The organism is Roseateles sp. GW821-FHT09B06 (assembly GCF_059418245.1).
Genome location: NZ_JBWKPM010000043.1, coordinates 17,033 through 30,519 on the forward strand (window position 1 = coordinate 17,033; position 13,487 = coordinate 30,519).

A 13,487-nucleotide genomic window follows, 5' to 3' on the forward strand; every position below is an offset into this window, starting at 1 on the left:
GGGGTGATTGAAGAATGCCCTGGCAATCAGGAGCATTGATGAGCATGTCCAACACCCCCCCCAAGAAACTTCGCGTCATCGTGATCGGCGCCGGGATGGCAGGCCTGCTGGCCGCGATCCGGCTGCAGCAGGCCGGGCGCCACGAGGTCGTGGTCTACGAGAAGGCGGACCGCATCGGTGGCACCTGGCGCGAGAACACCTACCCGGGCCTGAACTGCGACGTGCCGGCCCATGCCTACACCTATTCCTTCGCCCCCAACCCGGAGTGGAGCAGCTTCCTCGCCCCCGGCCCGGAGATCCATCGCTACTTCGAGGACGTCACCAGCCGCTACGATGTCCGCCCGCTGCTGCGCCTCGGGCAGGAGATCAAGAGCAGCGTCTGGCGCGACGGCCGCTGGCATGTCGAGACCGTGCACGGCGTCAGGGACGAGGCCGACGTCGTGATCGCCGCGACCGGGGTGCTGCACCATCCGAACCTGCCGGAGATCGAGGGCCTGGAAAGCTTCGCCGGCGCCAAGTTCCACACCGCGCGCTGGGACCACGGCGTGCCGCTGGACGGCCAGCGCGTGGGCGTCATCGGCAGCGGCTCGACCGGGGTGCAGATCACCTCGGCGCTGGCCGGGCGCGCGCGCCGCGTCGTGCACATCCAGCGCACGCCGCAGTGGATCATGCCGATGCCCAACGAGCCCTACACCGACGAGCAGCGCGCCGCCTTCCGCAAGGACCTGAAGCTGATCGACGAGATCCGCTACAGCGACTGGTACATGAGCCGCGTGCGCCGCTTCACCGAGGCGATCACCGACCACGACTCGGAGCCGATGCACGAGATCGAGGCCATCGTGCGCGAGAACCTGGAGTCCAGCGTCAAGGACCCGGTGCTGCGCGAGAAGCTGCGCCCCAACTACCGCGCGGCCTGCAAGCGGCTGATCTATTCGCCCGACTACTACCAGAAGGTGCAGCGCCCCGACGTCGACGTGGTGCTGGGCCGCATCCAGCGCATCGAGCCGAACGGCGTGCGCATGGAGGACGGCAGCCTGCACGAGGTCGACGTGCTGGCGCTGGCCACCGGCTTCAAGGCCCACCTCTACATGCGGCCGATGGCGGTCCAGGGCCGCGGCGGCGCCGACCTGGGCAAGGTCTGGGCCAAGCACGCCACCTCCTATCTCGGCATCTCGATGCCGGACTTCCCGAACTTCTTCATGATCAACGGGCCCACCGGCCCGGTCGGCAACTTCTCGCTGATCGACATCGCCGAGCGCCAGTGGGGCTATATCGAGCAATTGCTCGCCGAGCTCGAATCCGGCCGCTGCCGCGAGCTCAACGTCAGCGCGCAGACCATGGCGGCCTACGACCGGCGGCGCGTCGAGGCGGCCAAGCGCACCATCTTCGCGACCGGCTGCAACAGCTGGTACCTCGACAAGGACGGCGTGCCCTCGACCTGGCCCTGGAGCTACGACAACTTCGCCGACGAGACGCGGGCGCCGCGCCTCGAGGAGTACGAGCAGGTGGCGTGACGAACGTCGCCGCGCAGGACCATGAACCCTTCGAGCCGGAAACACATGTCGAACCTTCCCGATCTCAGCGGGCGCGTTGCGCTCGTCACCGGCGCGAGCCGCGGCATCGGCCGCGCGATCGCGCAGCGGCTGGCGTCGGCCGGCGCCACCGTCGTGGTCAGCGCGCGCTCGACCGGCGCGCCCCTGGCCCGAAGCCGCGACAGCGCCGCCCGGCCGATCGGCGGCACGCTGGAGGAGACGGTCGCGCTGATCGAGGGCAACGGTGGGCGCGCGCGCCTGATCGCGGCCGATCTCGAGGATCCGGCCCAACGTGCCGGGCTGATCCGGCGCGCCGTTGAGGCCGGCGGCGGCTGGCTCGACATCCTCGTCAACAACGCCGGCTTCGCCGAATACGCGCGGATCGACGCGATGCAGGATGCAACCTTTGATCGCACGGTCATCCATTACCTGCGCGCGCCGTTCGAGCTGAGCCGCGCCGCGATTCCCGTGATGAAGGCGGCCGGCGCGGGCTGGATCGTCAACATCGGCTCGGTCACGGCGCAGGCGCCGGTCCGGCCCTATATCGACTATGCAAGGCAGGGCGGAGACACGCTCTACGCCGCGGTCAAGGCGGCGGCACAGCGCTTCACCCAGGGGCTGGCGGCCGAGCTGATCGACCACGGCATCGCCGTCAACGCCGTCGCGCCCTCCACGGCGATCCGCACGCCGGGCGCCGACGCATTGATCCCGGCCGACTATCCCACCGAGAACGTCGCCTACCTGGCCGAGACGGTGCTCGCCATGTGCCATCTTCCGGCCGCGCAGCGCACCGGCCAGATCGCCTATTCGATGCACTGGCCCCATCATCAAAAGCTGCGCGTGATGGACCTCGACGGTCGCACCGAACTGCCGCCGGCCGAGCCACCGGCCTGGTCGCACCCGGGCATCGTCGCATCGGGCGAATAGCGCTCCCGCGATCCTCGCCCGACCCATCAACCGTACATCGAAGGAAGCTTGCCATGAAGGTTGCAGTGATCACCGGCGCCGCCGGCGGCATCGGAGCGGGGCTGGCGCGCGAGGCCGCCAGGCGCGGCATGCGGGTCCTGCTGGCCGACCGCGACGCGCGGCGGCTGGAGGAAGTCGCGGCGGCGATCGGCGGCGCGGCGCTCGCCGTGCCCACCGACGTGACCGATCCGGCCGCACTCGAGGCGCTGGCCGAGCGCGCCTACGCCGAGCATGGCCAGGTCGATCTGCTGTTCAACAACGCCGGCGTGATGACGACCGGCCTGAGCTGGGAGATCCCGGCGCAGCAATGGCGGCAGGCCCTCGACATCAACGTCGGCGGCATCGTCAACGGCCTGCGCGCCTTCGTGCCCCGCATGGTCGCGGCGCAGCGGCCCGCCCGCATCGTCAACACCGCCTCGGTCGGCGGCTTCCTGCCGTCGCCGCTGATGGCGCCATACTCGGCCACCAAGTTCGCCGTCGTCGCGCTCACCGAGTCGCTGGCCGCCGAGCTGGCTATGCTCGAGAGCCCGGTCGCGGTGTCGCTGCTGGCGCCCGGGCCGGTGAGGTCCGACATCTTCCGTGTTGAGCCCACGGCGGCCTCGCGCGCCTTCGTCGAACAGATGACCGGCATGCTCGACGCTTACGGCCTGAGCGCCGACGAGTTCGCGCCGCGGGTGTTCGATGCGATCGACCGCGGCGAGTACTGGATCATTCCGCAGCCCGAGGCGCTGGATGCCGGCTGGCAGGCGCGCAACGAGGCCATCGCGGCGCGCCGCATCCCGAACTTCTTCCCGGCCGAGCGCTGAGGGCGCGCGGCCTCCTCGCCTCAGCCCGGCGTGATCAGGACCTTGGCCGAGGCCTGCGGATCCGCCGCCATGCGGTAGGCGGCGACGACATCGTCGAGCGCGAAGCGGTGGCTGACCAGCGCCGCGGCGTCGAAGCTGCCCGAGGCCAGCAGTTGCAGTGCCGCGCCGAACTCGTCCGGATAGCACATCGTGCCGATCAGCTCGAGTTCCTTGACCTGGAGCAGGGTGAAATCGAGGGTCAGCGGCTGCTTGTACACGCTGGCCACGGTGATGCGGGCGAGGTCGCGCACGCGCATGATCGCCTCGTGGAGCAGGCCGCCCGCGCCCGTGCTCTCGAACACCAGCCGCGTCGCCGGTGCCGGCGTGCCGAGGAAGGTCGGCACGCTGCCATGCGCTTCGGCCAGCGCCTGCCAGAGGTCCTGTCGCGCCGGATTGACGAGCAGGTCGGCGCCGAGTCGGGCCGCGATCGCGAGGCGCTTGTCGGACAGGTCGGCGACGGCGATCTTCGCGATGCCGCGCTGCTTCAGGCAGGCGACGATGCCCAGGCCGACCGCGCCCGCGCCCAGCACGAGGGCACAATCGCCGGGCGCCGCGCGCGCGCGGTTCACCGCATGCAGCGACACCGCAAGCGGTTCGACCAGCGCGGCCAGATCGGTCGGCAGCGCGTCCGGGATCTCGTGCAGGATCGGGCCGCGGCTCACGTTGCGCACGCGCACCGTCGGTGCCAGCGCGCCCTCGTCGCCGCCGACCCCGATCGACGCTCCGTTCGCCATCGGATTGACGACGACGCGCATGCCCGGCGCGTAGCGCTCGACCCCTGCGCCGACCGCGCGGATCACGCCCGCGAATTCATGCCCGAGCGGCATCGGCGCGCCGTCCGCGCGGATGCCGCCGCCCGCGTAGAAACCGAGGTCGCTGCCGCAGATGCCGCAGGCGGCCACGTCCACCAACACGTCGTCGTCGCCCATGGCGGGGAAGGGCACCTCGTCCAGGCGCAGGTCGAGCGGTCCGTGCAAGCGGGTTTGCTTCATGCGGGGCTCCCGAGCTCGTAGTCGGTCACCGCGGGGCCGCTGCCGTCCCAACTGCGGCTGCTTGCTATGCCATGCCGGAACAGGGCCTCGGTCTGCTCGTTCACCTCGATCAGTTCGAAGCGCGTTCCGGGGCTCGCCGCGCTCTCGAGATAGGCGACCTGGGTCGTCGCATTGCCGCCGCGGAAATGCAGGGCGAGCCCGCCGGCCTCGGCGCGGGCGATGTCGCGCGCGAGGTCGCGGCTCAGCCAGGCGACATGGTGCTGGCCGGCGAGCAGCCGCCCGTCCGCGCCGCGGTAGGGCGAGCAGCCGCCGTCGTCGACGACCTCGATCAGCTCGATCTGCAGGTCGCCCTGGTAGCCGAGGCCGACGTTCATACGGATCCGCGTGGGCCTGCCGAGATGATGGCCATCGAGGTCGACGTTGCGGAAGCAGGTCCAGGGGCCGATGCCGGCCTGCCGGGTCCACAGCGCCATCGCGGCATCGACGCTGTCGACGACATAGCCGATTTGCCGGATCGGGCCGAAGGGAGGTTTGAGCATCGCGGTGGGGCGTCAGGTGAGCAGGCTGCGCTCCAGCGTGCAGAAGCTGTGGCACAGCAGCGTGTCGATCATCGACTCGGGGCATTCGGGGTCGAACCAGCGGTCGATGCGGGCCCAGTGGTAGGGATGCAGCATATAGGGGCCCATCAGGCCCTCGATGCCGGCGTATTCCTGCTCCCAGACATGGGTCCAGCGCCGCGCACCGCTGGCGTGCGCCACGCGGCTGAGCTGGGCGTTGCGGATGGCCGGGATGTAGTGCGGCATCATCAGCGTCTCGGCCTCGAACTGCTCGATGAACCGCGCATCGGCCGGATGGTCCGCGCACAGCAGCAGGGCCCGGTAGACGCCGTTGGCCAGGCCCGGCTCCGCGATCCTGATGGCGCCGCCCTCGTAGGCGGCGCCGTCGACATGGGCGACCGCCGGCAGCGCCAGCATGGCCTCGATCCGCGCCCGCGCGGCGCGCCATGGCGCCTCGTCCCGGAACTGGAAATGCGCGATCAGATCGCCGCCGTTGTAGACGCCGGGCAAGGTCGGCTGCGCGAGCCGGCAGCCGTCGATGCCGCGCAGCGCCGCCGTCACGGCATCGCGCTCGGCCGCGGCGGCCGGCGCGGCGAAATGGACCAGCTGGGTCAGCTTAAACATGGTTCAACGCCTCCAGGTCCTGCTGCGCGGCCATGAAGCGGCGCGCGCGGCTGACGACCATGCGGTCCGCCTCGCGCCACCAGGCCGCGACGGCCGGGTCGCCGCGCCCCTGCATGCTCATACCCCACCAGGCCGGAGTGCCGGGAAGGGTCCAGGTGATGGTCAGCGTGTTGGATTGGTCTTCCAGCCACATCGGCGGGCTCACCAGCACGCGCTCCAGCGTCATCCCGCGGGCGCGTGCGCCCGGCGCGTAGCGTTCCATATAGGCGTCCAGGAAGGCTCGGGCCTCGCCGGGCCGGGCCACGATCTCGTCCACCGCATAGATGCTTGCGTTCGTCATGCCACCGCTCCTTCGACCTCGAGCACGATCTTGCCGCGCACCTGGCGCCGCTCCTGTCGTTCGTGCGCGCGCGCGGCCGCCCCCAGCGGCAGGATCTCCAGCGCCGGCATGCGCACCTTGCGCTGCGCCAGCAACGCCGCCAGCGCCGCCAGATGCTCGGGCAGGCGCGCGATCGCGATCATGTTGGAGACGATGCGCACACCCTGGCGCGCCGCCCGCGCGACCTGGGCCTCGCTGGCCGCCGACATCATCGTCTCGATCTCGACCCAGCTGCCGCCGGGCCTGACGATCTCGAGCGCGCGCGGCAGCAGCGTGTCCAGGCCGACGGCATCGAGCGCGAGGTCCACGCCGCCCGGCGCCCAGGCTTGCACGGCGGCGGCGACATCCCCGGCCCGGTAGTCGATCGCGAGATCGGCGCCCAGGCCCTTCACGTAGTCCGCATTGGCGGCGGAGCAGGTCACGGCCACGCGGGCGCCCAGCGCCTTCGCGATCTGGATGCCGATGCTGCCGACGCCGCCGGCGCCGCCGTTGATCAGCACGCTGTGGCCGGCGCGCAGCCCGCCCACGTCGACCAGGCCGCCGTAGGCCGTCGTGCCGGCCGTGGGCAGCGCCGCGGCCTCGGCGAGCGCGCAGCCCTCGGGCGCAGGCGCCAGCATGGCCGCGTAGGCCGTCGTGTACTCGGCGTAGGAGCCGTCGGCGCCGACTCCCTGACGGGAGGTGCCGAAGACGCGGTCCCCGGGCCGCAGGCCGGTGACCCCGGCGCCGACGGCCTCGACGACGCCGGCGACATCGAAGCCCAGCACGAAGGGGAAGCGGTTGCTGAAGTACCTGGAGAGCATGCCCTGGCGGGTCTTGCAGTCCGCCGGGTTGACGCCGGCATAGGCGACGCGCACGCACACCTCGCCGGGGCCGGGGTGGGGCCGGGGCAGCTCGCCCCAGCGCAGGACTTCGGGTCCGCCAAACGATTCGATGACCATCGCTCGCATGTACTGAGGCCTCCTGTATCAGATGTGCCGCAAGGCTAGCGATGCGGGGCGGGCCAAGGCATCGTCCGAACGGACGTTGGGTGGGCGGCCGCTAGCCGCGACGATGCGACCCGGGTGATCTCGCTGCCGCTCGTGGCTCGACCGTCATTCGCTACCAGGAGCTTCAGATGGAAGACAGCCGCGTCGACGCGCTAGCGTCGGAGCTTTTCGATGCCTTGCGCCAGCGCCGGACGATCGCGCCGCTGACCGAGCGCGAGCCCGCGATCACGGTGGCGGACGCCTACCGCATCTCGACCGCGCTGCTGGGGCGGCGCCTGGCCGACGGCGAGCGCGTGATCGGCAAGAAGATCGGCGTCACCTCCAAGGCCGTGCAGGACATGCTGGGCGTGCACCAGCCCGACTTCGGCTTCCTGACCGACCGCATGCAGGTCGCCGACGGGGCGAGCGTCAGCCTCGCGCGCGCCGGCCTGATCCAGCCGCGCGCCGAGGGCGAGATCGCCTTCATGCTCAAGCAGGACCTGAGCGGCCCCGGCATCACGCGCGAGGACGTGCTCGACGCGACCGAATGGGTCTGTCCCTGCTTCGAGATCGTCGACTCGCGCATCCGCGACTGGCAGATCCGCATCCAGGACACGGTGGCCGACAACGCCTCCTGCGGCATCTTCGTGCTCGGCAGCGGCCGGCGCGCGCCGCGCGAGCTCGACCTGGCCGCCGCGCGGCTGGAGCTGTTCAAGAACGGCAGGCCGGCCGGCTCGGGGCTGGGCTCGGCCGTGCAGGGCCATCCGGCCGAGGCCGTGGCCTGGCTGGCCAACACGCTGGGCGCCTTCGGCATCCAGTTCCGCAAGGGCGAGGTGATCCTGTCGGGCGCGCTCGCGCCGCTGGTGAGCGCCGCGGCCGGCGACCGCTTCACGATGCAGATCGAGGGCCTGGGCGGCTGCTCGATCGGCTTCACCGATTGAAGAACCGTTTTCGAAAGTCCAGGAAATGAGCAAAAAGATCAAATGTGCGCTGATCGGTCCGGGCAATATCGGCACCGACCTGCTGGCCAAGCTGCAGCGCAGCCCGGTGCTCGAGCCGGTGTGGATGGTGGGCATCGACCCGGAGAGCGACGGCCTGAAGCGGGCGCGCGAGATGGGCATCAAGACGACGGCCGAGGGCGTCGACGGCCTGGTGCCGCACCTGCGCGCCGACGGCGTGCAGATCGTCTTCGACGCCACCAGCGCCTATGCGCATGCGGAGAACTCGCGCAAGGTCAACGCGCAGGGGGCGATGATGATCGACCTGACGCCGGCGGCCATCGGCCCCTTTTGCGTGCCGCCGGTCAACCTGGCCGGGCATGTCGGCCGGCGCGAGATGAACGTCAACATGGTCACCTGCGGCGGCCAGGCCACGATTCCGATGGTCTATGCGGTCAGCCGCATCCAGCCGGTGGCCTATGGCGAGATCGTCGCGACGGTCTCGAGCCGCTCGGTCGGCCCGGGCACGCGCAAGAACATCGACGAGTTCACGCGCACGACGGCCGGCGCCGTCGTGCAGGTGGGCGGCGCCAAGCAGGGCAAGGCCATCATCGTGATCAACCCGGCCGAGCCGCCGCTGATCATGCGCGACACGATCCACTGCCTCACCGAGGGCACGCCCAAGGCCGCGCTGATCGAGCAGAGCGTGCACGAGATGATCCGTGAGGTGCAGAAGTACGTGCCGGGCTACCGCCTCGTCAACGGCCCGGTGATCGACGGCAAGCGCGTCTCGATCTACCTGGAGGTGGAGGGCCTGGGCGACTACCTGCCCAAGTACGCGGGCAATCTGGACATCATGACCGCCGCCGCCGCGCGCACCGCCGAGATGTTTGCCGAGGAGATCCTCGCCGGCCGGCTGTCGCTCGAGCCCGTGGCCGCCTGAACAAGGAGAAGACGATGAGCACAATCAAGGGCCGCAGCATCACGCTGCACGACATGACGCTGCGCGACGGCATGCACCCGAAGCGCCACCAGATGACGCTGGAGCAGATGGCGTCCATCGCCCAGGGGCTGGACGCCGCCGGCGTGCCGCTGATCGAGGTCACGCATGGCGACGGGCTGGGCGGCAGCTCGGTCAACTACGGTTTCCCGGCCCATGCCGACGAGGAATACCTGGCCACGGTGATCCCGCTGATGAAGCGCAGCAAGGTCAGCGCGCTGCTGCTGCCCGGCATCGGCACGGTCGAGCATCTGAAGATGGCGCATGGCCTGGGCGTGCACTCGATCCGCGTCGCGACGCATTGCACCGAGGCCGATGTCAGCGAGCAGCACATCGCGATGGCCCGCAAGATGGACATGGACACCGTCGGTTTCCTGATGATGGCGCATATGAACAGCCCCGAGGGGCTGGTCAAGCAGGCGCGGCTGATGGAGAGCTATGGCGCCAACTGCATCTATGTCACCGACTCGGCCGGCTACATGCTGCCCGAGGACGTCAGGGCGCGCATCGCGGCCGTGCGCGCGGCGCTCCGGCCCGAGACCGAACTGGGCTTCCACGGCCACCACAACCTGGCGATGGGGGTCGCCAATTCGATCGCCGCGATCGAGGCCGGCGCCAACCGCATCGACGCGGCCAGCGCCGGACTCGGCGCCGGCGCCGGCAACACCCCGATGGAGGTGCTGGTGGCGGTGCTGGACCGCATGGGTGTCGACACCGGCGTCGATGTCTGGAAGATCCAGGACGTCGCCGACGACCTGGTCGTGCCCATCATGGACTTCCCGATCCGCATCGACCGCGACGCGCTGACGCTGGGCTATGCCGGCGTCTACGGCTCCTTCCTGCTGTTCGCCAAGCGCGCCGGCGCCAAGTACGGCATCCCGGCGCGCGACATCCTCGTCGAGCTGGGCCGGCGCAAGATGGTCGGCGGCCAGGAAGACATGATCGAAGACACCGCGTTGACGATGGCGCGCGAGCGCCGCGCGGCCTGAACGAATCCACCCCACCGAGAGCAGACCATGACCGACAACCAGAAACCGCCCGGCAGCGAGCAGATGCGCGCCGCGCTGCAGCGCTATGTCGACGCGATCAATGCGGCCGACACCGACGCCGTCGTCGCGCTGTATGCCGACGACGCGACGATCGAAGACCCGGTCGGCACGCCGCCGATCCGGGGCCGCGCCGCGATCGCGGCCTTCTACGCCAAGGTCGTGCCGCTGGGGCTGAAGCTGAGGGTGGTGGCGCCGATCCGCGGCTCGCACGGCGATGCCGCGGCGATGGCCTTCGAGGTCGAGGCGCCGGGGCCGGGCGGCATCCGTACCTTCGTGCGCGTCATCGACGTGATGACCTTCGATGCCGCGGGCCGCTTCACCTCCATGAAGGCCTATTGGGCGCCGGACGACGCGGGCGTGCTGGCCTGAGATCGGAGGCCCCCATCGGGAGCGCCGGCCCATGGGGCCGGCGTTTGTCTTTGCGAGAAAAACTCTTTGTTCATGGTTTCGTGAGCTGTCGGCCTTGAGGGCTTCTGCGGAGGCCGGGCCGCGCCGGGACGCGGGTGCGCGCCATGGCTCCGTGTCCCCCGGGCCGCTAGCGGCCCTCCTCCTTTACCTGCGCCATGGCGCGCACCCGCATCCCTGCTTTTTCCCCCACGGGCTTTCTTCGCGGCAACCGGCGAGCGCAACGCAAAGCAGGAGGGTGGGCAGGCCTGATGCGGAGGTGAAGGAGGAGGCCGCGGAGCGGCCGGGGGACACGCAGCAGCAGGTCTGCCCACCCTCCTGCGCCCAGGCTCTCGCCGTTTCTGCATCACCACATAACGGGCGCAAGGAACCAAAAAAAGGGCCGGCGCAATGGCCGGCCCTGCGAGGAGCGCGATCGCGTCAGTGGCAGACGCCATCGGCCGCGCAGAGGCCGCGCAGCACGAGGTCCCCCATCACGTCGAGGCTGGTCTGGTCGGTCAGCGCCGGGCGCAGCGCGTCGAGCGCGGCGTCATGGGCGTCGGCCGGGGTGCCGGCGGCGAGCGGCGTCCTGTTCCATTCGCGCGGAACGGCCGCCGGGTTGATGTCGACGCCCGCGCCATCGGCCAGGCCGGCCAGCACGGCCGCCTCGGCCGCGGCGAAGGCCTCGGCCGTCACGCGCTGCAGCAGATGCGGGCCGAAGCCGTCGAACAGCGTCGCCGGCGGGGCGCCGAGCAGTTGCCACAGCGCCAGCTCGGTCAGCGGCGTGCAGTTGACGACGCGTCCGTCCAGCACCAGGCCGTGCAGGCGCAGCCCGTTCGCGGCGCCGCCGGCCGTGCCGCCTTCGCAGCGCAGCATCAGGGCGCCGTCGTTGAGCCTGGGCGCCTTGAAGCTGCCATCGGCCTCGGACCGCACGCCGCGCACATTGCCGCTGGCGTCGCGCAGCGTCACCGTCGCGCCCTGCAGCGCGGCGCCGACCGCGGCCGTGCCGCTCACCTCGGCCGGATCGTTGTCACCACCGCCGCAGCCGGCGATCAGGCCGCTGGCCAGCACGACGGCCGTCAGGCTTCTAGAACCGATCATCGTGGGCCTCCTTTCAGGGCGCGACCTTGGCGAGGTCGCCGCGCGTGCGGTTGAAGACGCCACGGGCCAGCGGCGTGGGGCGGAAGTCGACCGACAGGGGCGAGATCGTCACGGTCCTGGCCATGAAGGCGGGGGTCTCGGCGATGGCCGCGAGCGCGGGCGGTTCGGCCTGGGGCGCGCCGACGTTGACCGACACGATGTTGCCGGCCTCGCGCTTGTAGGCGGTCGAGAAGGAATCGACCGTGCCCGGCACGGTGATGCGCACGCCGGCCGGGTTCTCGCCGGCGGCCAGGGCGGGGTAGTTGATGCTCAGCGGCTGCGCCGCCGGGAACAGCGGCTCGCCGGGCTTGCGCAGGCCGTCGAGCTTGGCGAGCAGCCGCGCGACGAAGGCGCCGGCGCGGGGGAAGGTCGCGAAGGTGCTGGCGAAGCCGGTCGTGGCCTCGGAGAACTTGACGCCGACGCTGATCGCGATGGCCGGCACGCCGCGGCGCGCCGCGAACAGCGCGTTCATCACGGTGCCGGAATGCGGGATCGAGTCGGACAGGTTCTCGCCGAAGTTCGCCCCCGAGACGACGACATCGGGCGTGAAGTTCCGTTCCGGGCCGATGATCTTCAGGCCCATCGCGGTGGCGTCGACGGGCGAGCCGGTGCCGATGTAATTGGCATTGCTCGAGTCCAGCGCGCCGCCGGCGACGAAGGCCGGCCTGACGCGGTGCACGCAGTAGACGCTGCCGTCGCCGTTGCGATCCAGGGTCACCAGGTTGGCGCTGCGGTCGGGCACCGCATAGGCGCCGCCGGAGCCGCTCTGGTTGCTGGCCGGGGCCACGACGATGACCTTGTGGCCGGCCTTGACCAGCTCCGTTTGCACGGCCAGGATGCCCGGCGCATTGCAGCCGTCGTCGTTGACGAGCAGCACGTTCAGCGCATGGGCGGGGCCGAAGGCGGCGAGCAGGGCGGCGGCGGCCAGGCCGAGCCGCGGGCGGCGGGGAAGTCGATGCATTGCTTGTCTCCAGGTGTCCGCGGTTGTCGTCGCGACGCGCCGGCGGACCAGCGGCGCGCGCCACTGCCTGGCCTCACGGCCATGCAGATTTGTTCTGGGCTCAACCGTTCTTCAGGAAGTCCAGGCAGGCGCGGTTGAACATCTCGCGGTGCTCGACCTGCACCCAGTGGCCGCAGCGGTTCAGCATCACGATGCGCGCGTCCGGGCAATGCTCGAGCAGCTTGGCGGCGCCGCTGGCCGGGTTGAACTGGTCGTTGACGCCCCAGAAGCCGAACACCGGGCAGCGCAGCTCGTGCAGCCGCGCGCTCATGTTCGGCACCTTCAGGACCGAGCGTGCCGCCTGGGTCTGCAAGGCGGCGATCGGCGCGCGCTCGTTGATGATCTCGTCGGTCAGCAGCGCGGGGTCGAACAGCTGCATGCGCATCACCGAGCGCATCGCCTCGGCGCCGCTCTGGCCCGACCGGTAGATCTTGAACATATTGGCGATGCCGGGCATCGCGAGATAGGTGTCGAGGTCCTCGACGCCGCCCGGTGCCATCAGGATCAGCCGCGCCACGTCGTCGGGATGGGCCAGCGCATAGCCGAGCGCGACGGCCCCGCCCAGCGAGTTGCCCAGCAGGGTCACGCGCTTGACGCCGAGCGCATCGACCAGGCCCTTGACGCCGGCGATGAACAGGTCGAGGTCGTACTGCGGCAGATCGGGCTTGCTCGACAGGCCGAAGCCCAGCAGGTCGGGCACCAGCGTGCGGTAGCCGGCGCGCGCGAACTCAGGGTAGTTGCCCTTGAAGTTGCTGTAGCCGCTGGCGCCAGCGCCGGCCCCGTGCAGAAAGATCACCACCTCGCCATCGCCCATGTCGTGGTAGTGGATGCTGTGGCCGTTGCCGATGTCGGCGTGATGGCCGACGGGGATCGGTGACTTGTTCTGCATTGCGCGGTCCGTTGCTGGGGCCATGCCCGGGAGCACCGATGGTGTTCGGCGCGCATCGGCGTCGCATCGTCTGAAGGGACTAACGCGACGGGCTCGCCCGGCCGTCCTTGCTTAGTCCGCACGGACGATGAATGCGCGGCGGGGGCTGGAGACACTGCGAGGCATCAAGCAGGAGCAAGCCGAGATGAAGCCGATCCCCGAGGACTACCTCAGCCCCGAAGCACAAG

At 70.6% G+C, this 13,487-nt stretch carries 15 protein-coding genes; 7 read left to right on the forward strand and 8 right to left on the reverse strand.

Annotated features, from left to right (window positions below):
* The first annotated feature begins 44 nt into the window (after positions 1–44).
* The 3 genes from AC07OQ_RS23365 to AC07OQ_RS23375 are packed head-to-tail and all read left to right on the forward strand — an operon-like array spanning position 45 to position 3,304.
* Positions 45–1,514 carry a flavin-containing monooxygenase gene (locus AC07OQ_RS23365; RefSeq protein ID WP_495055544.1) on the forward strand — a complete coding sequence of 490 codons (1,470 nt, stop codon included), beginning with the start codon at positions 45–47 and terminating at the stop codon, positions 1,512–1,514.
* A gap of 21 nt (positions 1,515–1,535) precedes the next feature.
* Positions 1,536–2,459, forward strand: coding sequence for an SDR family NAD(P)-dependent oxidoreductase (locus tag AC07OQ_RS23370; RefSeq protein ID WP_495055545.1), 924 nt, complete (start codon positions 1,536–1,538; stop codon positions 2,457–2,459).
* Between the two features lie 53 nt (positions 2,460–2,512).
* Complete coding sequence (locus tag AC07OQ_RS23375; RefSeq protein ID WP_495055546.1) at positions 2,513–3,304, forward strand: SDR family NAD(P)-dependent oxidoreductase; 792 nt, start codon at positions 2,513–2,515, stop codon at positions 3,302–3,304.
* Between the two features lie 20 nt (positions 3,305–3,324).
* Here AC07OQ_RS23375 and AC07OQ_RS23380 read toward each other — a convergent pair whose 3' ends face one another.
* From AC07OQ_RS23380 to AC07OQ_RS23400, 5 genes are read right to left on the reverse strand one after another with little or no spacing between them, the layout of a single operon-like run.
* Positions 3,325–4,335, reverse strand: a complete 1,011-nt coding sequence (locus AC07OQ_RS23380) for a zinc-dependent alcohol dehydrogenase (protein WP_495055547.1) — start codon at positions 4,333–4,335, stop codon at positions 3,325–3,327.
* Positions 4,332–4,874, reverse strand: coding sequence for a VOC family protein (locus AC07OQ_RS23385; protein WP_495055548.1), 543 nt, complete (start codon positions 4,872–4,874; stop codon positions 4,332–4,334). Before AC07OQ_RS23385 ends, AC07OQ_RS23380 begins: the two co-directional genes overlap by 4 nt.
* Before the next feature lie 12 nt (positions 4,875–4,886).
* Positions 4,887–5,516, reverse strand: a complete 630-nt coding sequence (locus tag AC07OQ_RS23390; RefSeq protein WP_495055549.1) for a Dabb family protein — start codon at positions 5,514–5,516, stop codon at positions 4,887–4,889.
* Complete coding sequence (locus AC07OQ_RS23395) at positions 5,509–5,856, reverse strand: hypothetical protein (RefSeq protein ID WP_495055550.1); 348 nt, start codon at positions 5,854–5,856, stop codon at positions 5,509–5,511. Before AC07OQ_RS23395 ends, AC07OQ_RS23390 begins: the two co-directional genes overlap by 8 nt.
* On the reverse strand, positions 5,853–6,842 hold the full coding sequence (locus tag AC07OQ_RS23400) for a quinone oxidoreductase family protein (protein ID WP_495055551.1): 990 nt from the start codon (positions 6,840–6,842) through the stop codon (positions 5,853–5,855). Before AC07OQ_RS23400 ends, AC07OQ_RS23395 begins: the two co-directional genes overlap by 4 nt.
* A gap of 167 nt (positions 6,843–7,009) precedes the next feature.
* Between AC07OQ_RS23400 and AC07OQ_RS23405 the strand changes: the two genes are divergently transcribed.
* The 4 genes from AC07OQ_RS23405 to AC07OQ_RS23420 are packed head-to-tail and all read left to right on the forward strand — an operon-like array spanning position 7,010 to position 10,216.
* On the forward strand, positions 7,010–7,801 hold the full coding sequence (locus tag AC07OQ_RS23405) for a fumarylacetoacetate hydrolase family protein (protein WP_495055552.1): 792 nt from the start codon (positions 7,010–7,012) through the stop codon (positions 7,799–7,801).
* Between the two features lie 25 nt (positions 7,802–7,826).
* Entirely contained in the window at positions 7,827–8,741 is a 915-nt protein-coding gene (locus tag AC07OQ_RS23410) for an acetaldehyde dehydrogenase (acetylating) (protein ID WP_495055553.1), read from the forward strand.
* A gap of 14 nt (positions 8,742–8,755) precedes the next feature.
* Positions 8,756–9,787, forward strand: a complete 1,032-nt coding sequence (dmpG, locus tag AC07OQ_RS23415; RefSeq protein WP_495055554.1) for a 4-hydroxy-2-oxovalerate aldolase — start codon at positions 8,756–8,758, stop codon at positions 9,785–9,787.
* 27 nt (positions 9,788–9,814) lie between these two features.
* Positions 9,815–10,216 carry a nuclear transport factor 2 family protein gene (locus AC07OQ_RS23420; RefSeq protein ID WP_495055555.1) on the forward strand — a complete coding sequence of 134 codons (402 nt, stop codon included), beginning with the start codon at positions 9,815–9,817 and terminating at the stop codon, positions 10,214–10,216.
* A 456-nt stretch (positions 10,217–10,672) separates the two neighbouring features.
* On the opposite strand, the gene AC07OQ_RS23425 is transcribed toward AC07OQ_RS23420, so the two are convergent.
* The 3 genes from AC07OQ_RS23425 to AC07OQ_RS23435 all read right to left on the reverse strand — a co-directional run bounded on the left by AC07OQ_RS23425 (position 10,673) and on the right by AC07OQ_RS23435 (position 13,260).
* Positions 10,673–11,332, reverse strand: a complete 660-nt coding sequence (locus AC07OQ_RS23425; protein ID WP_495055556.1) for a hypothetical protein — start codon at positions 11,330–11,332, stop codon at positions 10,673–10,675.
* A gap of 13 nt (positions 11,333–11,345) precedes the next feature.
* Positions 11,346–12,332 carry a 5'/3'-nucleotidase SurE gene (gene surE, locus AC07OQ_RS23430; protein WP_495055557.1) on the reverse strand — a complete coding sequence of 329 codons (987 nt, stop codon included), beginning with the start codon at positions 12,330–12,332 and terminating at the stop codon, positions 11,346–11,348.
* A gap of 100 nt (positions 12,333–12,432) precedes the next feature.
* Positions 12,433–13,260, reverse strand: coding sequence for an alpha/beta fold hydrolase (locus AC07OQ_RS23435; RefSeq protein ID WP_495055558.1), 828 nt, complete (start codon positions 13,258–13,260; stop codon positions 12,433–12,435).
* Positions 13,261–13,487 lie beyond the last annotated feature (227 nt).